This window comes from Cobetia sp. MMG027 (genome assembly GCF_027947415.1).
Taxonomy (GTDB): domain Bacteria; phylum Pseudomonadota; class Gammaproteobacteria; order Pseudomonadales; family Halomonadaceae; genus Cobetia; species Cobetia marina.
This window is the reverse complement of record NZ_JAQJIO010000003.1, coordinates 271617-295184: the sequence shown is the minus strand read 5'-3', so window position 1 is coordinate 295184 and position 23568 is coordinate 271617. Positions and strand designations below refer to the sequence as shown.

Below are 23568 nucleotides of genomic sequence, written 5' to 3'. Positions count from 1 at the left end.
ACCCTTGCGCCACTGGCGTGTCCAATGCCTCAATGCGCCGCACAGAGCTCACCCTTCGTAGCGCCCAGCCATCAGGAGTCACCATGTCATTTCCCTTTCTTCGCTGGACCTCTTCCTTCCACAAGCGCCTTCGCGCCCCTATCAAGGCCCTCGCCCTGGCCGTTGCCATGAGTGGTATCGGCATCAGCGTGCCCAGCCAGGCAGCCTGGCAGCTGATCCCGGATGCCAGTGGCGCCACCGCCACGCTGACCGAACAGAAGGCGCAGGGCAATGTCGAGCACGTCCACCACCTGCGTGGGTTGAGCGGCACCGTCGGTGATGACGGCAAGATGAGCATTCCGCTCAGCGTCGGTCAGACCGACCTGCTGGACAAGGTCGGCGAGCTGCCGCCGTGGCTGTCAGGCGTCAGTCAGATGCGTCTCGCCACCCTGACACTGAATCTGGACCCCGTGGCTCTGGCAGCGCTGGAGACAGGCAGGACGACACGCATGCAGGTGCCCTTCACGGCCACCGATGGCAACCGCACTCACCGCGATGCCCTGCCCCTGAACGTGACCCGCGAGAGTGCCGACCGCCTGAGCTTCGCCAACGCCGAGCCCATGGCGCTGGACAGCGCGGAAGTCGCCAAGAACCAGGTCGGCAGTACCCTGCTTGGCCTGCTGGGCTATGGCAATCTGGTCGGCGATATTCCCATCACGCTGCAGGGCGAGATGCAGGACCGCTGATCCCCCGCCGGCGCCATCCTCCGTCGAGGTGCCCCTCTGCCAAGGACAGCCCTCTGACAAAGACCGACCTCTGACAAAGACCGCCCTTCGGGGCGGTCTTTGCATGTCTGAGCGCCACCGGAAGCCCCCGCCAGGCCACGTGCACGGCCCACTGACATCAGATAACAAAAATAATTCTCATTCATGGTTCAGAAATGCCAACCCTGTACGTCTTCCCTCATGAGAGAACGACAAACAAGAAGCATTCGCAAAAACATCATTCAGGATGGAACATCGTCACTCATGAAAGACTCCGCCACGCGACACCCGCATCAATCCCCATTGCTTTCACTGCCACGGCACCCGCTGGCACTGGCGATTGCCCTGAGCCTACCCTTCACCGGGCAGGCCGTGGCGGCCGACCATCGGGATGCTCAGGACGAGCAGCTGGATACCATGACGGTCACCACCACGGCGGCTACCAAGACGCAGACCGGTTACCTGGAAACTCCCCAGGCTGTCTCCACCATCACCCGTGATGACATCGACAAGCGCGCCGCCGAGACGGTGCAGCGTGCCGCGGACTATACGCCGGGCGTGTTCACCAATCAGATCGGTGCTTCCAACCGCTATGACTATCTGGTCCTGCGCGGCTTCTCCGATGGCAGTGTCAGCAACACCTTCCTGGATGGTCTGAAGCTGATGGGTGACTCGGGCTCCTACAGCTCGATGACCATCGACCCCTACTTCCTCGACAGCATCGAAGTCGTCAAGGGGCCGTCCTCCGTCCTCTACGGCCGCTCCTCGCCGGGCGGTCTGGTCGCGATGCAGTCCAAGCGCCCCGAGTTCCAGGACTCCGGCCAGGTGCGCTTCACCGTCGGTGACGACAACGAGCGCAGCGCGGCCTTCGATCTCACCGGCCCGCTGGACGACGAGAAGCGCATCGCCTATCGCCTGACCGGCCTTGCCAGCGCCGAAGACACCCAGGTCGATTCCGTCAGCGAAGAGCGTTATGCCTTCTCGCCGCAGATCACCATGGATGTCACCGACGACACCACCGTCACCCTGATGGGCTACTTCCAGAAGGACCCGGAAGGCGGCTACCACTCAGGCCTCCCCTACGAAGGCACGGTGGTGAGCCACGACGGCATCAAGCTCGGCAACGACTTCTACGAAGGCGACGAGGACTACGAGGAATTCGATCGCACCGAACGCATGCTCGGCTATGACTTCGAGCATCGCTTCAATGACGATGTCACCGCGCGCCAGAAATTCCGCTACCTGCGTTCCGACGTGGATCTCGAGCAGGTCTACGCCTATGGCTGGGCCTCGGATACCGAGCTGACCCGCTACTACTCCGGTGGCGAGGAAAGCCTGCGTGCCTGGACGGTCGACAACCAGCTGGAGACCCGCTTCTCCACCGGCGACATCGATCACACCCTGCTGTTCGGTGCCGATTATCAGACCCGCACCAACGACGTGGACTGGGAATACGGCACCGCCAGCTCGCTGGACGTCACCAGCAGCAGCGATGCCGATGTCTCCATCTATGCCACCGAGAACCAGAAGCGTGAACTGGATCAGACCGGTGTCTACCTGCAGGATCAGCTCAGCTGGGGCCGCTGGAACCTGGCCGCCGGCCTGCGTCAGGACTGGGTCAACATCAAGAATACCGATCGCGACTACAACACCAGCAGTGAGCTGAACGACAACGAGATGAGCGGCCGTATCGGCCTGATCTACGGCTTCGACAACGGCATCTCGCCCTACGTCAGCTACTCCACGTCCTTCTCGCCGAACTCCTACACCGACGAGGATGGCGACCTGCTCGACCCGACCACCGGCAAGCAGGTGGAAGTCGGCATGAAGTACCAGCCCAACGGCACGCGTGATCAGTACAGCGTCTCGCTGTTCCGCATCAATCAGGAAAACGTCGCCTCCAAGGACCCGGAAGACAGCTACTACACGTCCTACGGCGAGATCGAGTCCCAGGGCCTGGAGCTGGAAGCCCGCACCCAGCTGACCCGCGACTTCGCGCTGCAGGCCGGTTACAGCTACACCGACGTGACCTATGCCAAGGCGGAAGATGGCACCGAAGGCAACGATGCCAATCAGGTGCCGAAGCACCAGGTCAGCGTCTGGGGTGACTACGCCTTCAACGAGGGCCCTCTGACCGGCCTGAATGCCGGCCTCGGCGTGCGTTACTACGCCGACATGTGGGCGGATTCCGAGAACACCGAGAAGGTCCCGAACTACGCACTCGTCGATGCCCTGGTAGGCTACGACCTGAGCCAGGTCGGCTGGAGCGGCACCAGCGTGCAGCTCAACGTCAGCAACCTGTTCGACAAGGAATACATCGCGTCCTGCTACAGCACCAGCTTCTGCTACTACGGTGCCGAGCGCAGCGTGACCGCGACACTGACCTATGATTTCTGATTCCTACACGTCCGCCGTCCGTCGATTCTGAATCGACCCGCATGACCCGCCGGCGGCAAGGATGTCGCCGGCACCATCGCCCTGAACCACTCATCATCTGATACCTCTGGCGTGTGCCGCACATGACATCGAGATTGCCCGACACAGGGGCGCTCGGTGACGACTCACTCTCTGCCGATGCCCACGGCAGGCGTGTCTGACCGCGCCAACCGCTTTGCCAACAACTTCACCAACAACAACGACCGCATCACGCGGCACTTGATGAATGTCCTGACTGGTCCTCGCTCCTGTGCCACCTGCCCTGGCTGGCTGCGAGTCTCTTCCAAGTCTTTATCTGCGAACATTCGCATAAGGTTATGTAATGCACAGCCTTCATGATTCCGCCGCCACCTATGGCGCGGCTGCAGGATCCCCCGCGTCTGCCCCCCAGGCCGCTGCCGCCGCGAGCTCCCTGTCCCGCTCGCCCAGCGCCGCCCTGTTCTCACCTGCCAACATGGATGCCTGGCAGGCCGGCATGCAACGCATCAGCAGTCTGATCGCCGAACAGCTCGAGAACGTTCAGCAACCCTTCAGCGGCATCACCCCGGAAGCCCTGCGCCCGGCCTTTGCCGAGCTGGATCTCGAGACGCCCCTCGAGAATCTGGAAGCGGGCCTGGAGGAGCTCCAGTCGCTCTACCTGAAGGATGCTGTCTATTTCCATCACCCGCGCTACATCGCACACCTCAACTGCCCGGTCGTGCTGCCGGGTGTCTGGGCGGAAAGCCTGCTCGGCGCGATCAATTCCTCCCTCGACACCTGGGATCAGAGCGCCGGCGGCACCCTGATCGAACAGCGCCTGATCGACTGGACCACCGAACGACTGGGCCTGGGTCCGACCGCGGACGGCATCTTCACCAGCGGCGGCACCCAATCCAACCTGATGGCGCTGCTGCTGGCGCGTGACGCGGTCTGCGAGAAGCTGCCCAACCACCCCGGCAACCAGACCCACGGCCTGCCGCCGGAAGCCGGGCGCCTGCGCGTCTTCGCCTCCGGCATCAGCCATTTCAGCCTGCAGAAGGCCTGTGCCCTGCTCGGCCTCGGCCACAACGCCGTCATCCCCGTCGCCGTGGATGAGCGTCGCCGCATGGACCCGATAGCCCTGCGTGAGGCGCTGGACAAGGCGCGCGCGGAAGGCCTGATTCCGATGGCCGTGGTCGGGACCGCCGGTACCACCGACTTCGGCAGCATCGACCCGCTGCAGGCCATCGGCCGTGAATGTCATGCACGTGGCATCTGGTTCCACGTCGATGGCGCCTACGGCGGCGGTCTGATCACCTCGCGTCGTCACGGTCACTGGCTCAAGGGCGTCGAGATGGCGGACTCCGTCACCATCGATTACCACAAGACCTTCTTCCAGCCGGTCAGCTGCAGCGCCTGCGTGGTGCGTGATCGCACCCAGCTGCGCCACGTCACCTATCACGCCGACTACCTCAACCCGGAACTCCAGGCCCGCGAGGGCACGCCGGATCAGGTCAACAAGAGCCTGCAGACCACGCGGCGCTTCGATGCGCTCAAGCTGTGGCTGACGCTGCGCCTGATGGGCGCCGATGCCCTCGGCGACATGCTCGATTGCGTGATCGACCTCACTCGCGAGGGCCATCAGCTACTCGCGGCGGCACCGGACATCGATGTCGTCCAGGCCCCGGAGCTCAGCACCCTGGTGTTCCGCTTCCATGACGCCAACGAAGACACCCTCAGCGATGCACAGTGGGACGCCCTGAATCGCGAGATCCGCAAGCGCCTGTCGCGCAGCGGGGAAGCCATCGTCGCCGCCACCAAGGTCTCCGGCCGTCAGTATCTGAAGTTCACGCTGCTCAACCCGGACACCACCCGCGACGACATCGCCGCGGTGGTCGAGCTGATCCGCCAGCATGGTCAGGCGCTGGTCAAGGCGCATCATCTCGCCGTCAGCACCACGGCCCAGGCAGGCCATGGCGCACCACTGGCCGACATTCCGGCCGCCAGCCGTCGCAGCCACACCACAGAAGCAAAGGAAAGCCGTCATGCATGACACCTCGACTCCTCACGTCACCGACACAGCTGAAACGCGCAATGAGGTGCTCGACTTCGTCGCCATCGGCATCGGCCCCTTCAACCTGAGCCTTGCCTGTCTGAGCGAGCCGCTGGAGGACGTGAACGGCGTCTTCCTGGAGCGCAAGGCCGAGTTCGACTGGCACCCGGGCATGCTGCTGGAAGACGCCAGCATGCAGACGCCCTTCATGGCGGACATGGTCTCGCTGGCCGACCCGACCAGCCACTTCAGCTTCCTCAATTATCTGAAGCTGCATGACAAGCTCTACAACTTCTACATTCGCGAAGACTTCTTCCTGCTGCGCCGCGAGTACAACCAGTACTGCCAGTGGGCGGCGCGCGAGCTGACCAGCCTGCGTTTCGATCACGAGGTCCAGGACATCCAGCATGTCGGCGACATCTATGTGGTGCGCGGCACTCGCCCCAGCACCGGCGAGGCCTTCACCTATCGCGCACGCAAGCTGGTGCTGGGCACCGGCACCCAGCCGTATCTGCCCGGCGCTGCCGATGCGGTACGCGGCGAGGTGCCGGTGGCGGGCAGCCGCGTGTGCCACAACGCCCACTACCTGGCGCGCAAGGACGAACTGACGTCCCAGCCGGCCATCACCATCATCGGCTCCGGCCAGAGCGCCGCCGAGATCTATCTCGACCTGCTGCGCGAGATCGACCAGCACGCCTACCAGCTCAACTGGATCACGCGCTCGCCGCGCTTCTTCCCGCTGGAATACGGCAAGCTGACGCTGGAGATGACGTCACCGGATTACATCGACTACTTCCATGCCCTGCCGCGCGAACAGCGCAACACCCTGCTGGCGACCCAGAAGGGCCTCTACAAGGGCATCAATCTCGAACTGATCAACGAGATCTACGACACCCTCTACGCCAAGCAGCTGCAGGGCGTGGTGCCCACCACCCTGATGACCAATACCGAGCTGACCTCGCTGACTCGCGAGAGCGCCGATGGCGACTTCAGCCTGGGGCTCTATCAGCGCGAACAGCAGCAGGCCTGGCGCCACGAGACCAGTGCCGTGGTACTGGCCACCGGCTATCACTACGTCGCCCCGCCCTTCTTGAAGAGCATCGAATCACGCATCCGTCGTGACGCCGAAGGCCGCTACGCCGTCGGGCGCTTCTACGCCGTCGATGCGCAGAGCACCGCAGACGCCGAAGGCAATGAAGGTGACCAGTCGCCCTTTGCCGGCGAGATCTTCGTCCAGAACGCCGAGCTGCATACCCACTCGCTGGCCGCCCCGGACCTGGGCATGGCCTGCTACCGCAACAGCTGCATCCTGCGCGCCATCACCGGGCGTGAGGTCTATCCCATCGAGCGACGCATCGCCTTCCAGAGCTTCGGCGCCCCGGGCGTTGAAAAGGGCAACGGCAACGGCTTCACGCCTCTTCCCGCCGCCCATCTGGCCTACGGCGAGACCGACCTGCATGCCAGTGCAGCCAGCGAAAAGACCGCCTCGTCCAGCACCGCCCCCACCGAGTCCTCACGCGCAGCGCAAGACCGGGAGACCACCGCATGAACATGCCCGTCGACATCACCACCACCCGTGCCAACGCCCACAGCGCCGCGACCCCGGCCCAGCAGATCTTCGGCGAGACATCACTGGACACCTCCCCGGCACTCGACCTGCTGAGCCCGGTACCCGGCACACGTTTCTCGCGCCGCTCGGTGGAGCTCGAACAGGCCCAGTCGCGCCTGCGCAAGCCGCAGGATGACAGCACGCCGGAGCGAGCGGAATTCGCGCTGCGCCCGCTGGATCTCGCCGCCGACATGGCGCTGGTGGACGAGTGGACCAGTGGCGCGCGCGCCAGCTTCTGGGGCATGAGCGAAGACCTGCTCACCACCAAGCACGATTTCTATCAGGGCCTGGAAGACAGTCGCCACGCCCAGGGCTGGCTCGGTCTCTACAACGACCAGCCGGCGTTTCTGGTCGAGCTGTATGACCCGGCACACGACCCGCTCGGCAAGCATTACGCCGTGCAGCCAGGCGACTTCGGCATGCACTTCCTCATCGCGCCGCGCAGCGATGACCAAGCCCCCATCAGCGGCTTCTCGCGTGCGGTGATCGAAACGATCATGGCGATGATCTTCGCCGGCCAGTTCCGTGACGAGCACGCCGCGGATACCGGTGAGGCAGTCCGCCCGGTCACTCGCGTGGTGGTCGAACCCGACAGCCGCAATACCGCCATTCACCCGCTGAATGCCGCCGTCGGCTTCGTCGATCACGGCCCGCTGGATCTCGACGGCAAGCCCGCGCGTCTGTGCTTCTGCACCCCGCAGGACTTCCGCGCCGCCCTGGCGAGCCGCAGCCCGCGACTGGATACCGCCATCACCGCCAATCCGGCGGCGGCCGGCCAGCATCTCACCGGGCCGGACTGGCAGCAGGCCAATCGCCTGCTGGTGCGCAAGGCACTGGCCGAATTCAGCCATGAGCGCCTGATCCACCCGCAGTGTGCCGACGAGACCAACGCCCGCATCACGGATGGCTGGCATCATTACCGCCTGTCGCTGTCTGCCCCGGCGAGCGACAAGGCCCCCGTCAGTCGTCGTGCGGTGGAATATCGCTTCGTGGCACGCCGCTTCCAGCTCGATCACTGGTTGATCGACGCGGCCTCCCTTCAGCGTCTGGACGCCAATGGCAAGGCCCTGCCGCTGGATGCCCGCGAGCTGATTCTGGAGCTCAACGACGTGCTGGAGATTCCGCCGCGCCTGCTGCCGGTCTATCTCGAGGAAGTCAGCGCCACGCTCGCTTCCAGCGCCTGGAAGATGCAGCGCGCCGTGCGCGAGAATCAATCCGCCCGCGTGCTGGCCGGTGCCTCCTTCCAGACCCTGGAATCGGCGATGAGTGAAGGTCACCCGTGCTTTGTCGCCAACAATGGCCGCATGGGCTTCGATGCGCTGGACTACCGCGCCTTCGCGCCGGAGGCCGCACAGCCCTTCGCGCTGGTGTGGATCGCCGTGCATCGCGACAACGCGCATTACTCCGGCGTGGATGGTCTCGATCCGCGCCGTCTGCTGGAAGAGGAACTGGGTCACGCCGAACTGGCCCGCCTGGAGCATCAGCTGACGGCCAAGGGCCTCGATGCCGCCGATTACCTGATGATGCCGGTGCACCCGTGGCAGTGGAATCACAAGCTGGCGATCACCTTCGCCGCCGAGATCTCAAGCCAGCGCATCGTCTGTCTGGGACTGGGTGAAGACCGCTATCAGGCCCAGCAGTCGATCCGCACGCTCTACAACCGCAACCAGCCGGGCCGCCGCTACGTGAAGGTCGCGCTGTCGATCCTCAACATGGGCTTCATGCGCGGTCTGTCGCCCTATTACATGCGCGCCACGCCGGCCATCAACCAGTGGCTGCAGGGGCTGATCGACTCCGACCCGTCCTTCGAGACATGGGGCTTCCGTCTGCTGCGTGAAGTCGCTGCCATCGGCTATCGCGATGACGTGCTGGAAGATGCCGACCCGGCGGCCGTCGGCTATCGCAAGATGCTGGCCAGCCTGTGGCGCGAGAGCCCGGAAGACGTCAAGGACGAGGGCGAGCGCCTGATGACCATGGCCGCGCTGCTGCACGTCGACAACGACGAGAAGGCACTGCTGCCTGCGCTGATCGAGCGCTCCGGCATCGGCGCCGAAGCGTGGATCGACAAGTGGCTGACGGCCTACATGACGCCGCTGCTGCACTGCTACTTCAAGCATGATCTGGTGTTCATGCCCCACGGCGAGAACCTGATCATGCGCCTGCGCGATGGCGTGCCGTGTGGTGCACTGATGAAGGACATCGCCGAAGAGGCCGCGCTGTTCGCCACCGACGAGACCCGTGCCCTGGAGCTGCCGGAAGGAGTCGAGCGTCTGGTGGTCGAGGTGCCGGAACCGATCCGCATCCTGTCGCTGCTCACCGATATCTTCGACTGCATCTTCCGCTTCGCGGTACCGCTGCTGGTGCGCGAGCAGGTGATGACGGAAGACGCCTTCTGGTCACGCGTCGCGGCCTGCATCCATGACTACCAGGATGCGCACCCGGAGATGGCCGACAAGTTCGCGCGTCACGACCTGTTCGCGCCACGCTTCACGCTGTCGTGCCTCAACCGACTGCAGCTGCGCAACAACCAGCAGATGGTCGACCTCACCGACCCCTCCGGTGCCTTGCAACTCAAGGGAGAGCTGGACAACCCCATCGCCGCCTTCGCCCGCCACTGACGGCGTCGCGCCTCCCGGATCATCTCGCTGAACGTGATCCGGGAGGCCGGCCCCCTCCGCGCAAGTCCCGCCTTGCGCGTCTGACCGCCTCCGAATGCTTCGCAGGCGGTCAGACGCGTGCCTGCCAGACAGACATTGATAATGATTCGCAACACCAATATGATTGAGCGCCCCATCACGCCAATCCTCATTGCGAGCCGTGGATGTCCTCTTTCTTCTGCGCATTCCAAGCACTGACAGAAGCCCGCTCAGATGAGGGCGCTGACCTGCAGACGCAACGGCCCCCCTGCGATTCGCCGGCACGGGCTGCCTGCCCGGTGGCTGACGCCCGGACGGACACCAGCGCGGTGGCCGAGGATGAGCTGGCGTCGCTGGACGCACTGTTTGCCCGCTATCACCAGGAGCTGATCGGATTCCTGACCCGTCAGCTGGCCTCGCATGATCTGGCGGAAGACATGTGCCATGACGTCTATCTGCGCCTCAGGATGACAGGGGAGCCGCCGCGCAATCCGCGCGCCTGGCTGTATCGGATCGCACGCAATCTGATCATCGATCATCACCGCCACCAGTCGCGCGCCCCGATCTTCGAGGAAATGGAAGACGACGACGAGCGCCTCTCGGCGACACGCCTGGACCCCGAGCGCTGTCTCGCGCGGCGCCAGAAGATTCAGGTGATCCAGCAGGCGCTCGCCGAGCAGCCCCACCATCTTCGTCAGTCACTCCTCTGGTATCGACTGGAAGGCGTGACCAAGCGTGAGATCGGCGAGCGTCTGGGGGTCTCGGAGCGCATGGCAGGCCGCTATGTCCAGCAGGCGCAACGCCATTGTGCGGATCGACTGACGGCCGCCGGCTGCTTTCGCGGTGAGCGGGCCGACAACAGGACGCGCGCTGGCGACATCCCCGGGTCTTCATCATGATTTCCACCTTCAAGCACCGCCTCGAATGCGGCTGACGGACGCCTCAATGTTCACTCTCGACCAACTGCGCTTCACCCTCGGTCAGCGCTGTCTGCTGCAAGCCTCCGCGCTGGATTTCGCGCCGGGCAAGGTGCATGGCCTGATCGGTCACAACGGGTCCGGCAAGTCGACGCTGCTCAAGTTGCTGGCGCGACAGATGCAGCCCACCAGCGGCCGGCTGTCGCTGGATGCGCGTGCGCTTTCGGAATTCGGCAACCGTGAATTCGCCCGCGCCGTGGCCTATCTCCCCCAGCACCTGCCGGCCGCCGAAGCGCTGACCGGACGAGAGCTGGTCGCCTTCGGGCGCTATCCGTGGCACGGCCTGCTGGGGCGTCCCGGCGCCGAGGATGAGGCCGCCATCGAGCGCGCCATCGCACTGACCCACACCGAGGCCTTCGCCGACCAGCAGGTCGATACGCTCTCCGGCGGCGAGCGTCAGCGCGTGTGGCTGGCGATGCTGCTAGCCCAGGGCAGCCGCTATCTGCTGCTGGATGAACCGCTGGCGGCGCTGGATATCGCCCACCAGATCGAGGTGATGGAGCTGGTCTCGCATCTCAGCCACACCCTGGGACTGGGCATCATCATCGTGCTGCACGACATCAATCTGGCGGCGCGATATTGCGACCGTCTGGTAGCGCTCCACAGTGGCAAGGTGCTGGCCGAAGGCGCGCCCGACGAGATGATGAATCCCGCCACGCTCAAGGATATCTATGGCGTCGAGATGCAGGTGATCACCCCGGCGCATGGCCAGCAGCAGATCGCGGTGCCGGTATGAAGTGGCTGATGGCACTGATCGGCCTGAGCCTGCTGATCGCGGGGTCCGCCAGCGCCGCCACGACGGGGGACGCCCATGAGGCACCAGCGGGCTTCGTCGATCGCCCCGTCGTGGCGCTGGACTGGACCCTGGCCGAGACCCTGACCGGACTCGGGGTGCGCGCCATGGGCGTGGGCCAGGTGGAGACCTACGCCAGCTGGGTGGCTCAACCGGCGCTGCCTCAAGGCACGCGGGATCTCGGCCTGCGCACCCAACCGAATCTGGAGCAGCTGGCCGCCCTCGCCCCCGATAACATCCTGATCAGCCCGATGCTGGCCAGCCTCACGCCACGCCTGTCGGCCATCGCGCCGGTCACCAGTGTCGCCATCTATACCCCGGATGCCGACACCTGGCAGACGCTGGTCGCGGCGACCCGCCAGCTGGGCAAGCTGACACAGCGCGAGCCACAGGCCGAGCAACTGATTCGCCAGAGCACGGCCCGACTGGCCGGCTACGCTGCTGCCTTGCGCCAGCAGAGCGCTCGCGAGGGTCAGGCGCTGCGCCCCCTGCTGATGGTGCAGTTCATGGATGACCGCCATGTGCGCATCTTCGGTGACAACAGCCTGTTCCAGGCGGTGATCGAGCGCATGGGCATCGACAATGCCTGGCAAGGCGATACCAATGCCTGGGGCTTCGCCACCGTCAGTCTCGAGAAGCTGGTGACCCTCAAGGGCCGCATGGTGGTGGTGGAGCCCCTGCCACCCGGCGGACGCGAGGCCCTGGCGCGCAATGGTCTGTGGCAGGCCATGCCCGGCGTGCGCGAGAACAGCGCTGCCTCGGCGCCACTGTTCCTGCCGCCGGTCTGGAGCTTTGGCGCCCTGCCCTCGGCCAATCGTTTCGCCGACCTGCTCGCCGATCATCTGCTTGACGAGGATCTGCTTGACGAGGATCTGCTTGACGATCATCTGTTCAACGACCACACGGACACGGCACTCGACGGCGAGCCGGCACCTGAGGGAGAGATCACCGATGGCCATCCCTGAGCAGGTCATGAGAGAGCGTTCCTCTTCCGCCCCCAGTCCCCTTCGGCTCACTCCCGGCAGAGCCTGCAGTCTGCTCACGCTGGCCCTGCTGGTGCTGGGCAGCCTCGCCCTCAACCGTGACGGCCTTAGCCTGATGCAGGGCCTGACCGCACTGTGGGCATCCCCCGATGTCACGAATGCCGCCAGTCTCGGCCAGGCAGACAGTGCCCTGCTCTCCGCGCAGCTGGTGGCCCATGTCAGCTGGTGGCCGCGATTGGTCTGCGCGCTGCTGGCCGGGGCTGCGCTGGGGATGGCGGGGGTGCTGATGCAGCAGGTGCTGCGCAACCCGCTGGCCGCGCCCACCACCCTCGGGGTCGCCAGCGGCGCGAGCCTGGCGATGATGCTGGCGACGCTGTTCGCCCCGGCGCTGATGGCCGGCACGGGTCTTGGAGGTGACGGCTTCCAGCTCGGCCGAGAATGGGTCGCGCTGGCCGGTGGCCTGGCCGCCATGGGGCTGGTATTCGCGCTGGCCTGGGCACGCGGCATGTCACCGACCGTGGTGGTGCTGGCGGGCCTGGTGGTCAACCTCTACATCGGCGCGCTGGGCATGGTGCTGTTGCTGTTCAATCAGGAAGCCCTGCACGGCACCCTGGTATGGGGCGCAGGCTCGCTGGCGCAGAACGGCTGGGACGGCGTGACCACGCTGATCACCCGTCTGCTGCCGGGCATGCTGCTGGCACTGGTGCTGATGCGCCCGCTGGCGGTGCTGGATCTCGACGAGGCCAATGCCAGAAGCCTGGGCGTCTCGCTGCGCAAGCTGCGTCTGATGAGCCTGGGGCTGGCGGTATTCCTGAGCGCCTGCGTGGTCAGCGTGCTGGGCATCATCGGCTTCATCGGCCTGGCCGCGCCGGCCTGCGTGCGTCTGATGGGCGCACGCCGCCTGGGTCAGCGCCTGCTGTGGGCACCGCTGTTCGGGGCACTGCTGCTGGCGGTGACGGACCTGGTGGTCGCCAGTCTCGATGGCCTGCTGCCCAACCTGATTCCCACCGGCGCGATGACGGCGGCCCTCGGCGCGCCGCTGCTGCTGTGGCTGATTCCGCGCCTGAAGATGGCGCAGGGAGCAGGCCCCGCCAGTCATCACGGCATGTCACTGACGCATCGTCATCCCCGTCCCGACCGCCTGCTGGGCTGGCTGCTGGCAGGCGTCATCATCGCCCTACTGCTGGCGCTTCTCGTCGGCAATGGCGCCGATGGCTGGACGCTTGGCGGTGACATGCTCCAACAGTTGCTGTCAGGCCAGACCAGCGTGCTGGACTTCCGCCTGCCACGCGTGCTGGCGGCGGCAGGCGCCGGCGTGCTGCTGGCCCTCGCCGGGACGCTGTTGCAGCGCCTGACCAGCAACCCGATGGCCAGCCCCGAGATTCTCGGCATCAGCGGCGGCACCGCCATCGCGCTGATGCTGACACTGCTGCTGGTGCCGGAACCGGGCCAGCTGACCCTGCTGGGCGCGGGCGTCTGCGGGGCACTGGCCTGTCTGGTGCTGCTGGTGGCGCTCAATCATCGCAGCGGCTTCATTCCCGAACGCGTGCTGCTGTGCGGGGTGGCGATCACGGCGCTCTACGATGCGGTGCGCGGCATCATCCTCGCCGATGGGGACCCGCGCGGTCAGCAGATCCTGGCCTGGCTGTCCGGCTCCACCTATTACGTGGGTCTCTCGGCGGCGGTTGGCGTGCTCGCGCTGGCGATCGTCGCGGTGCTGCTGGTGCGCCCGCTGGCGCGCTGGCTGGACATCCTGCCGCTGGGCATGGCGAGCGCCAGTGCGCTGGGCATCGGCGTGACCCGCGCCCGTCTGGTGCTGCTGGGTGCGGTGGCGGTGCTCACCGCGCTGGCGACCCTGATCGTCGGCCCGCTATCCTTCGTCGGCCTGCTGGCCCCGCATCTGGCGCGTCTGCTGGGGCTGAGCCGCGCGCGAGAGCACATGCTCGGCGCGGTGCTGTGCGGGGCGCTGCTGATGGTGCTGGCGGACTGGCTGGGGCGTCAGCTGCTCTCGCCCTACGAGATCCCCGCCGGCCTGATGGCCTCGCTGATCGGCGGCAGCTACTTCCTGTGGAGCCTGCGCAAGTCGGGCTGAGTCGCTCTCGTTGAGAGGCCTCACCGCCAGAAGACATGACGCCAGAAGACACGAAGCCCGCGACCTCCTGATCGCGGGCTTCGTGTTTCAGCGTTTCTCTTTTCGCAATCTGCACTCAGTTGCCGAACACCACCGTACGCCTGTCATGCAGGAAGACGCGACGCTCGAGGTGATAACGCACGCCACGCGACAGGGTCAGGCACTCGATATCACGGCCCTTGGCAATCAGGTCTTCCGGATAGTGGGCGTGATCCACCGTCTCGACGCCCTGGGTGATGATCGGGCCTTCATCGAGATCATCGTTGATGTAGTGCGCGGTGGCACCGACCAGCTTGACGCCCTTCTCGTAGGCCTGATGATAGGGGCGCGCGCCCTTGAAGCCCGGCAGCAGCGAGTGGTGGATGTTGATCGCCCGCCCCGAGAGCTTCTCGCACATGTCACTCGACAGCACCTGCATGTAGCGCGCCAGAATCACCAGCTCGGCACCGGTGTCCTGCACGATCTGCCACACCTGCGCTTCCTGCTCGGCCTTGGTCTCGGCGGTGATCGGCAGGTGGTGATAGGGCAGACCATGCCACTCGGCCAGCGGCGCCATGTCCGGATGGTTGGAGATGACGGCGGTGATGTCCATCGGCAGCTGGCCGATGCGATGCCGATAGAGCAGGTCGTTCAGGCAGTGGTCCGAGCGCGAGACCATGATGACCACCTTCATGCGCTCCTCCGGCGCACTCAGGCTGACGTCCATCTCGAAGTCGGCGGCACGCGTGCCCAGCCCCTGCTCGAAACCGGCGGCGTCAAAGCTGTCGCTGAGTTCGCCGGCCTCGGTCTGGGGCCGGAATTCGGCCCGGATGAAGAAGCGCCCCGACAGGCGGTCATCGAAGGAATTGAGCTCGGTGATATAGCAGCCCTGCTCACGCAGGTAGCGTGTCACGACGTCCACCGTGCCGATACGGCTGGGACATTGGGCGGTCAGAATCCAGGTATCACGCATACATAGGTGCCTGTCATGTAAGGATTATTCATTGTTGGAAGCTGCAACGTCAGGGTTGCATCCGGGGCCCTGCGCGACAAACCAATATTATTGAGGCGGGCTTCAGTATTTCTGAAGCCCGCCTCCTGGCCCGGGCAAGGCCCCTGGCAGTTGATTCAGGTCGTGTCGTGCGCCTGCGACAGAGCTCTCTCCAGACGCAGATCTCAGGCCTTGATGCAGACCCCGAATTCCTCGCTGGCATCCAGCAGCCAGCGGCCGAGGTAATCGGCGAAGCTTCTGCGCACCACCAGCTCGAATTCGCTCTCGCTGACGCGGCGCAGCACCAGCGTCGCCTTGGCGAACACCGCCGGTACGCCCCGCCCGACCGGGAAGGCTCGCGGGTGCACATCGGTGGGCGTCGACTTCATCAGCACCTGACGCGCCTGGTCGCCACTCAGCGAGATGACAGTCTGGCCACCGCTGACGTTGACCACCTGATAGCGCCCCGAAAGCCGCTCATGCAGCGCCTTCTCGACAGCAAAGGCTTCCTCGCCGGGCACCAGGATCAGCCACTCATCCGGAGACAGCCACTGGATCGAGCGACCGCCCTCATTCTGGTGGAGGGTCGCCGGGGTCAACGGCAGCGCCAGACCCAGCGCCGCCTCGACACCCTCGGCGAAGCCCGGCTGCGCGGGGTCACCGCGCAGCGTCAGATGACCGAGAAACGCCTTCTCCTGCAGCACGACGCCGGCATCACCGTCATCGCGGGCCGTGAACAGATGCGCCAGCGGCGAACGGGCGCTCTGGGCGTGAACTTCAGGCGTCGGGCGCTGGTCGATCACTGACGTCTGAGAACTTGTCATGTCCTGCGGCTGCGCCTCGACGGCGGCACCCGCTTGCGGGTCGAGTGTGGTGGCATCAGACATGCTGGCGCTCCCCTTTCTTGTCGTAGAACACCGGTGAGGTGATTTCGGCTTCCAGCGTCGTGCCATCGGCCTGCGGCAGGAACACCGTCTCGCCGATGCGCTTGGCACCGCCCTTGACCACCGCCAGCGCGAAGCCATGTCCCAGCGTCGGGCTGTAGTAGCTGGAGGTCACGTGGCCGACCATCGGCATCGGGATGGCGTGCTCGGGGTCGAAGACGATCTGCGAGCCTTCCGGCAGCACGATGCGCTCATCGCCGGCCTTCTTGCGCGTCGGAATCAGGCCGACCATCTGCTTGCGGTCGTCGCGGCGGGTATCCGGACGCGACAGCGCACGCTTGCCGATCCAGGAATACGGCTTGTTGTAGCCGACACACCACTGCATGCCGAGGTCTTCCGGGGTGATCGAGCCATCGGTGTCCTGTCCGACGATGATGAAGCCCTTCTCGGCGCGCAGCACGTGCATGGTCTCGGTGCCGTAGGGCGTGAGGCCGTACTTCTCGCCGCACTCGAACAGACGCTTCCAGACATGCAGCCCGTAGTTGGCCGGCACGTTGAGCTCGTAGGACAGCTCGCCGGTGAAGGAGATGCGGAAGATGCGCCCGGGAATGTCGGCGATCAGCCCTTCACGCACTTCCATGAACTTGAAGCTGTCGCGGTCAAGGTCGATATCGGTCAGCTCGCCGACCAGCGCGCGCGCCTCGGGGCCGGTGACGGTCAGGGTCGCCCAGTGATCGGTGACGCTGGTCATCTGCACGTCCAGCTCCGGCCATTCGGTCTGGTGCCACAGTTCCAGCCACTCAAGGATCGAGGCCGCGCCACCGGTGGTGGTGGTCATCAGGAAGTGGTCTTCGGCCAGACAGGTGGTGACACCGTCGTCCATCACCATGCCGTCGTCGTGACACATCAGGCCGTAGCGCGCCTTGCCGACGCCCAGCTTGGCCCAGGCGTTGGTGTAGATGCGGTTGAGGAATTCGCGCGCATCGCGACCGGTGATGTCGATCTTGCCCAGGGTCGAGGCATCCAGCACGCCGACCTTCTCGCGCACCGCCAGACACTCGCGCTCGACGGCGGCATGCATGTCCTCACTGCCCTGCGGGTAGTACCAGGGGCGCTTCCACTGACCGACATCCTCGAACTTCGCCCCCTGCGCCACGTGCCATTCGTGCATCGCGGTGTAGCGGATCGGGTCGAACAGCTCGCCGCAGTGACGGCCGACGATGGCGCCGAAGGTCACCGGTGTGTAGTTGGGGCGGAACACGGTGGTGCCGGTGTCGGGGATGGTCTGCCCCAGACAGCGCGCGGCGACCGCCATGCCGTTGATGTTGCCCAGCTTGCCCTGGTCGGTACCGAAGCCCATCGCGGTGTAGCGCTTGACGTGCTCGATGGACTCGAAGCCTTCGCGGGTCGCAAGCTCGATCCCGGCGGCAGTGACGTCGTTCTGCAGATCGACGAACTGCTTGGGTGCGCGTGCGGTGGGCTTGTCATGCGGCACCTGATAGAGCGGCAGCATCGGGGACTCCGCAAGCTCGGACACCGCTGGCACCTCGGCCCGGGCGATCTCGAACTCGCAGGCTTCCACCGCGGCGACACCGCTGGCATAGGCCGCGACCAGCGCATCTTCCAGCGCGAAGCTGCCATTGGCGGCGCCGCAGGCATCGAAGCCCTTGAGCATCGGTGCGCCCAGCGCCGGCAGGAAGCCGTGGATCTCATCACTCCATACCGGACGCGCGCCGGTGTGCGCCGCCAGGTGAACCACCGGGCTGTAGCCGCCGGAACTGGCGATGGTGTCGCAGGCGAGCTCTTCCACTTCACCGGTGACAGTAAATCCATCGATATCGATGGCCGCGATGCGCGCGCCTGTCACGCGGCGCTCGCCCTTGGCCTCGATCACGGCGGAGCCGGCGATGATGCGGATACCCGCAGCACGCGCCGCCTCGACCATCACGCCGGCAGGGGCCGGACGCGCATCGGCGATCGCGACCACCTCACGACCGGCCGCCTTCCATGCCAGCGCCGCGCGATAGGCATGGTCATTGTTGACCGACAGCACCAGCTTGTTACCAGCGGCGACGCCGTAACGGGTCAGATAGGTGGTGACGGCACCGGCCAGCAGGTTGCCCGGCACATCGTTGTGGCTGTAGACCAGCGGCCGCTCGTGGGCGCCGGTGGCCATGATGACGCGGTGGGCGCGCACGCGGTGCAGGCGTGAACGTGCCTGCTGGGCGCCACGGAAATTGCGCGGCGCGAGATCGGCCTGATGCTCGGTGCGGCGCTCGTGCAGCGTCACGAAGTTGTGATCGTGATAGCCGTTGGCGGTGGTGCGCGGCAGCAGCTGCACATCCTCACAGGCCGCAAGCTCCGCCAGCACGCTGTCACGCCATTCGATGGCCGGCTTGCCGTCCAGGGTCTGATCGAGACAGTCCGCCGACATGGAGAGCAGTGAGCCACCCAGCTCTTCCTGCTCGTCACACAGGATGACGCGCGCGCCACTGCGGGCCGCGACCAGCGCCGCCATCAGGCCCGCCGGGCCGGAGCCGATCACCAGCACATCGGTGTGCTGATGCAGGTGATCATAGATGTCCGGGTCGTCCTCGAGCGGAGAACGCCCGAGACCGGCGGCCTTGCGGATGTACTTTTCATACGTCATCCACAGCGAGGCCGGCGCCATGAAGGTCTTGTAGTAGAAGCCCGGCGGCATGAACTTGCCGCCCAGCTTGCCGACCTGCGGCAGGAAACGGCTCATCAGGTCCTTCTGGGCCTTGACCCAGCCGCTGACGGCGTGGGCTTCCAGGCCGTCGTAAAGCGCCTGCTGGGTGGCACGCACGTTGGGCACCTGGCCCGCTTCGGTGCTGCCCAGCTGCAGGATGGCGTTGGGCTCTTCGGCACCGGCGGCGACCAGGCCCCGCGGACGCGCATACTTGAAGCTGGCGTTGAGCACATCGAGGCCGTTGGCCATCAGCGCCGAGGCGAGGGTATCGCCTGCCAGGCCCTGATAACGCTTGCCATTGAAGGTGAAGGTCAACGGCGTGGCGCGATCGATGCGTCCACCCGAGGCGAGACGGCGCGGGGCAGCGGCGGTCTGGTGGTCTTGCTGGCTCATGCGCTCACCCCCTTGGCTTGCGTGGTCGGATCGGCTTTCGTCTCACCGGTGATGGTGGGCTGCTCGCCCATGCGATAGGTCTCGAGAATCTCGTAGGTCACGGTGTGGCGGGTGATGTTGAAATACTTGCGACAGCCCACGGCGTGAATCCACAGCTCGTGATGAACGCCACGCGGGTTGTTGCGGAAGAACAGATAATCCCCCCACTCGGCATCGGAGCAGGCTTCGGGGTCCTTCGGGCGCTCGATATGCGCCTGGCCCTTGACGTGGAATTCCTCTTCCTCGCGCAGCTCGCCGCAGTAGGGACAGAAGATATGCATCATGGTCGGTCGTCTCCTGACGGCAGGTTCAGTGCGCGACGCCGGCGGCGCCATGTTCGTCGATCAGCTTGCCCGTGTTGAAACGGTCATAGGAGAAGGGTTCTGCCAGCGGATGGGTGCGTCCCTTGGCCAGTGTCCAGGCAAAGACGTTGCCGGACCCCGGCGTGGCCTTGAAGCCACCGGTGCCCCAACCGCAGTTGAAATAGAGCCCCTTCACGGGCGTCTTGGAAATGATCGGGCAGGCGTCCGGACAGGTGTCGACGATGCCGCCCCACTGACGGTTCATGCGCACCCGCGAGAAGATCGGGAACATCTCGACGATGGCCTGCAGGGTGTGCTCGATGGTCGGGTAGCTGCCACGCTGGCCGTAGCCCACGTAGCCGTCGATGCCGGCCCCGATGACCAGGTCACCCTTGTCGGACTGGCTGACATAGCCGTGGACGTGGTTGGACATCACCACGGTGTCGAGAATCGGCTTGAGCGGCTCGGAAACCAGCGCCTGCAGCGGGTGGGATTCCAGCGGCAGACGGAAGCCGGCCTTCTCGGCCATCACCCCGGAGTTGCCGGCGGTGACCACACCGACACGCTTGGCACCGATGAAGCCGCGCGAGGTTTCCACCCCGACGATGGCGCCATCCTGCTTGCGGAACCCGGTGACCTCGGTCTGCTGGATCAGGTCGACGCCGAGGCTGTCGGCACCGCGCGCGAAGCCCCAGGCCACGGCGTCGTGACGCGCCACGCCACCGCGCGGCTGCCAGGAGGCACCGAGAATCGGATAGCGTGCGCGGCTGGAGCAGTCCATCGCCGGTACCAGTTCCTGCACCTGCTGGGTGTCCAGCACCTCACCGTCGATGCCCTGCAGACGGTTGGCGTTCACGCGGCGCTGGATGTCACGCATGTCCTGCAGGGTGTGGCCCAGGTTGAGCACGCCACGCTGGGAGAACATCACGTTGTAGTTCAGGTCCTGGGACAGGCCTTCCCACAGCTTCATGGAGTGCTCGTAGAGCGCCGCCGCCTCGTCCCACAGATAGTTGGAGCGCACCAGGGTGGTGTTGCGCGCGGTATTGCCGCCGCCCAGCCAGCCCTTCTCGATCACCGCGACATTGGTGATGCCGTGTTCCTTGGCCAGGTAGTAGGCCGTGGCCAGTCCATGCCCGCCGCCACCGACGATGATGACGTCGTATTCCTTCTTGGGTTCTGGACTGCGCCAGACCTTCTGCCAGTTCTCATGGTGGCTGAGCGCATGCTTGACCAGCCCGAATCCCGAGTAACGCTGCATTTGCCACCCTCCTCACATCTTTGCCACCGCAAGCGCTGTCCGGTGCTCTCGCCCGAGTGATGTCTGTTGTTGTCACCCGAGTGATGTCTCTGCGCTTGCGGCATGTGTCGTGGTTATCGTTGTCTCTCGCCAGCGCCCTGTTCAGGCAATCTCGGCGGTATCAGTGATGCTGGCGGAGGCGTAGACCGGGAAGCGTGCACAGACTTCCTCGACCTTGCCGCGCACTTCAGCCTCGACCTTGTCGCTCTCGCCGCTGGACAGCGCGTCGAGCAGGTCGCAGATCCAGCCAGCCAGCGCCTCGCATTCCGCTTCGCCGAAGCCGCGCGTGGTGGCGGCCGGAGTGCCGATGCGCAGGCCGGAGGTCACGAAGGGACTCTGCGGATCATTCGGCACGCTGTTCTTGTTGACGGTGATGTGGGCGCGACCCAGAGAGGCATCCGCGTCCTTGCCGGTCACGCCCTGACGGATCAGCGAGACGAGGAACAGGTGGTCATCGGTGCCGCCGGAGACCACGTCATAGCCGCGTTCCATGAAGACGTGAGCCATCACGCGAGCATTGGCGATCACGCGCGCCTGATAGCTGACGAAGTCCTGGCTCATCGCCTCCTTGAAGGCCGCGGCCTTGGCAGCGATGACATGCATCAGCGGGCCACCCTGCTGACCCGGGAAGACGGCACCATTGAGCTTCTTGTACAGTGCCTCGTCGCCGGTGGCGGAGAGAATCAGGCCGCCACGCGGGCCGCGCAGGGTCTTGTGCGTGGTGGTGGTGACGACATGGGCGTGGGGGATCGGGCTCGGGTAGTGACCCGCCGCGACCAGACCGGCCACGTGGGCCATGTCGACCATCAGCCAGGCACCGATCTCGTCGGCGATGTCGCGGAAACGACGCCAGTTGACCACGCGGGAGTAGGCGGAGAAGCCGGCGATGATCATCTTCGGCTTGTGCTCGCGCGCCAGACGCTCCATTTCCTCGTAGTCCAGCTCGCCGCTTTCGGTCAGGCCGTACTGGATGGCGTTGTAGTGCTTGCCGGAGAAGTTGGGGGCGGCACCGTGGGTCAGGTGACCGCCATGCGCCAGGCTCATGCCGAGAATGGTGTCGCCCGGCGAGACCAGCGCCATGAACACGGCGGCATTGGCCTGGGCACCGGAGTGCGGCTGCACGTTGGCGTAGTCACAGCCGAACAGCGCACAGGCACGTTCGATGGCCAGTGTCTCGACCTTGTCGACGAATTCGCAGCCACCGTAGTAGCGCTTGCCCGGATACCCTTCGGCGTACTTGTTGGTCAGCTGGCTGCCCTGGGCTTCCATCACCAGCGGGCTTGCATAGTTCTCGGAGGCGATCAGCTCGATATGCGCTTCCTGACGCGCTGTCTCTTCGAGGATGGCCTCGGCCAGAGCGGGATCGAGTCTGGCCAGTCGGTCATCACGGGTGTAGCCATGTTGCTGAGACATTGCGCGCCTCCGGTTATCGGATGTTGTCGTTGGAAATGCAGAGGGGTCATGAGGACCCGGCAGGTCAAACCTTGAAGATGTGCTCCGATACTAGCCCCGCCCCTGACGGGCAGGCTGCTTGTCAGCGTCACCGTGCAGTGCGAATGCGACATGCCTGCGCAGTTGCGACTCGGGCTGGCGCCACAAGGCAGGTATGCTAGCGACAGGCATATGCGAAGATACGCAGACAGCAAGGGCTGTCGCGCTCAGGGCGATACGGGAAGACTCAGGGCGAAACGGGAAGACAAGGAGGAAGGTGGCATGTTGATGGAACTGCTGGCGGTGATGGCTCCGGTGCTGTGTGGCGCCGCCATCGGCTTCTTCTGGGTGCGCCTGGGCAATGAATACCCCATGGCCTTCGTCACTCGGCTGGTGCTCTACATCGGCACACCGGCACTGATTCTCAACGCGTTGGGCAGTGCCGAGATCGACAATTCCAGCTTCCTGCGCACGGGCCTGGCGACCCTCACGGTAATGGCGCTGCTGCTGGCCCTGAGCTGGCCGTTCTCTCGCCTGATCGGCAAGCCGTGGAAGGTCGCGGTGGCCCCGCTGCTGTTCTCCAACGTCGGCAACATGGGCCTGCCCGTGTCCCTGTATGCCTTCGGCCAGGCCGGCTTCGCCTACGCCATCACCATCATGGTCACCATGTCGCTTCTGCAGTTCACGCTCGGTGCCTGGCTTGCCAGCACCAGCGGCAACCCGCTGCGCAGCGTCGTGCGATCCCCGACCATCTGGGCCAGTATCCTCGCCACCACCCTGCTGCTCAGTGACATCCACATGCCGCGCTTCGTGGCCAACAGCCTGGAGCTGATCTCCGGCTTCACCGTGCCGCTGATGCTGATCACCCTTGGCGTCTCGCTGGCGAGTATCCGCGTCAGGAATCTGGCGGCAGGCGTGGGCTTCAGCGCCCTGCGCATCCCCTTCGCCGCCGCCTGCGCCTGGGGAATCGGCACGCTGCTGGAGCTGCCGCCGCTGGCGTTGCACGTGCTGGTGATGCAGATGGCCATGCCGGTGGCGGTCTACAACTACATGTTTGCCCAGAAGGCAGGCCGCGAGCCGGAATACGTGGCCACGCTGGTCTTCTGCTCGACCCTGGCGGCCTTCCTCTACCTGCCGGCGCTGCTCGCCGTGCTGGGGGCCGAGATGGGGCAGTGATGCCTGCCGGGCACGCCCCGGCGCTTGCTCGGCGCATGAAAAAACCA

Annotated in this window: 16 protein-coding genes; 10 read left to right on the top strand and 6 right to left on the bottom strand. The window is 65.4% G+C overall.

Annotated elements, in window-relative coordinates; all coding sequences use genetic code 11:
- Positions 1–83: 83 nt before the first annotated feature.
- The 9 genes from PJK54_RS05320 to fhuB all read left to right on the top strand — a co-directional run bounded on the left by PJK54_RS05320 (position 84) and on the right by fhuB (position 14280).
- On the top strand, positions 84–725 hold the full coding sequence (locus PJK54_RS05320) for a hypothetical protein (RefSeq protein WP_271302402.1): 642 nt from the start codon (positions 84–86) through the stop codon (positions 723–725).
- A 282-nt stretch (positions 726–1007) separates the two neighbouring features.
- Positions 1008–3140: a TonB-dependent siderophore receptor gene (locus tag PJK54_RS05315; RefSeq protein WP_136939027.1), complete on the top strand. Its 2133-nt coding sequence runs from the start codon at positions 1008–1010 to the stop codon at positions 3138–3140.
- A 361-nt stretch (positions 3141–3501) separates the two neighbouring features.
- Entirely contained in the window at positions 3502–5190 is a 1689-nt protein-coding gene (locus PJK54_RS05310) for a pyridoxal phosphate-dependent decarboxylase family protein (RefSeq protein WP_271302401.1), read from the top strand.
- Positions 5183–6739: a lysine N(6)-hydroxylase/L-ornithine N(5)-oxygenase family protein gene (locus PJK54_RS05305; protein WP_271302400.1), complete on the top strand. Its 1557-nt coding sequence runs from the start codon at positions 5183–5185 to the stop codon at positions 6737–6739. Before PJK54_RS05310 ends, PJK54_RS05305 begins: the two co-directional genes overlap by 8 nt.
- The gene (locus PJK54_RS05300; protein ID WP_271302399.1) at positions 6736–9417 is read left to right on the top strand and encodes a GNAT family N-acetyltransferase; all 2682 of its coding nucleotides are present in this window, start codon (positions 6736–6738) and stop codon (positions 9415–9417) included. The genes PJK54_RS05305 and PJK54_RS05300 overlap by 4 nt, the downstream gene beginning before the upstream one ends.
- A gap of 317 nt (positions 9418–9734) precedes the next feature.
- Entirely contained in the window at positions 9735–10334 is a 600-nt protein-coding gene (locus PJK54_RS05295) for an RNA polymerase sigma factor (protein ID WP_271302398.1), read from the top strand.
- Between the two features lie 46 nt (positions 10335–10380).
- Positions 10381–11148, top strand: coding sequence for an ABC transporter ATP-binding protein (locus tag PJK54_RS05290; protein ID WP_077379143.1), 768 nt, complete (start codon positions 10381–10383; stop codon positions 11146–11148).
- Entirely contained in the window at positions 11145–12170 is a 1026-nt protein-coding gene (locus tag PJK54_RS05285) for an ABC transporter substrate-binding protein (protein WP_271302397.1), read from the top strand. The genes PJK54_RS05290 and PJK54_RS05285 overlap by 4 nt, the downstream gene beginning before the upstream one ends.
- Positions 12157–14280 carry a Fe(3+)-hydroxamate ABC transporter permease FhuB gene (fhuB, locus tag PJK54_RS05280; RefSeq protein WP_271302396.1) on the top strand — a complete coding sequence of 708 codons (2124 nt, stop codon included), beginning with the start codon at positions 12157–12159 and terminating at the stop codon, positions 14278–14280. Before PJK54_RS05285 ends, fhuB begins: the two co-directional genes overlap by 14 nt.
- Before the next feature lie 115 nt (positions 14281–14395).
- Here fhuB and purU read toward each other — a convergent pair whose 3' ends face one another.
- From purU to glyA, 6 genes are all read right to left on the bottom strand, one after another.
- Positions 14396–15271: a formyltetrahydrofolate deformylase gene (purU, locus tag PJK54_RS05275; protein WP_136939031.1), complete on the bottom strand. Its 876-nt coding sequence runs from the start codon at positions 15269–15271 to the stop codon at positions 14396–14398.
- Positions 15272–15474: 203 nt separating this feature from the next.
- Positions 15475–16176 carry a sarcosine oxidase subunit gamma gene (locus tag PJK54_RS05270; RefSeq protein WP_240499601.1) on the bottom strand — a complete coding sequence of 234 codons (702 nt, stop codon included), beginning with the start codon at positions 16174–16176 and terminating at the stop codon, positions 15475–15477.
- Positions 16169–19276, bottom strand: coding sequence for a sarcosine oxidase subunit alpha family protein (locus tag PJK54_RS05265; RefSeq protein ID WP_271302395.1), 3108 nt, complete (start codon positions 19274–19276; stop codon positions 16169–16171). The genes PJK54_RS05270 and PJK54_RS05265 overlap by 8 nt, the downstream gene beginning before the upstream one ends.
- Positions 19273–19599, bottom strand: coding sequence for a sarcosine oxidase subunit delta (locus PJK54_RS05260; RefSeq protein ID WP_043333138.1), 327 nt, complete (start codon positions 19597–19599; stop codon positions 19273–19275). Before PJK54_RS05260 ends, PJK54_RS05265 begins: the two co-directional genes overlap by 4 nt.
- Before the next feature lie 25 nt (positions 19600–19624).
- Positions 19625–20875: a sarcosine oxidase subunit beta family protein gene (locus PJK54_RS05255; protein ID WP_077379137.1), complete on the bottom strand. Its 1251-nt coding sequence runs from the start codon at positions 20873–20875 to the stop codon at positions 19625–19627.
- Positions 20876–21016: 141 nt separating this feature from the next.
- Positions 21017–22327 carry a serine hydroxymethyltransferase gene (gene glyA, locus PJK54_RS05250; protein WP_077379135.1) on the bottom strand — a complete coding sequence of 437 codons (1311 nt, stop codon included), beginning with the start codon at positions 22325–22327 and terminating at the stop codon, positions 21017–21019.
- 300 nt (positions 22328–22627) lie between these two features.
- On the opposite strand from glyA, the gene PJK54_RS05245 reads away from it, so the two are divergent.
- Positions 22628–23521: an AEC family transporter gene (locus tag PJK54_RS05245; RefSeq protein ID WP_084209344.1), complete on the top strand. Its 894-nt coding sequence runs from the start codon at positions 22628–22630 to the stop codon at positions 23519–23521.
- The last annotated feature ends 47 nt before the right edge of the window (positions 23522–23568 follow it).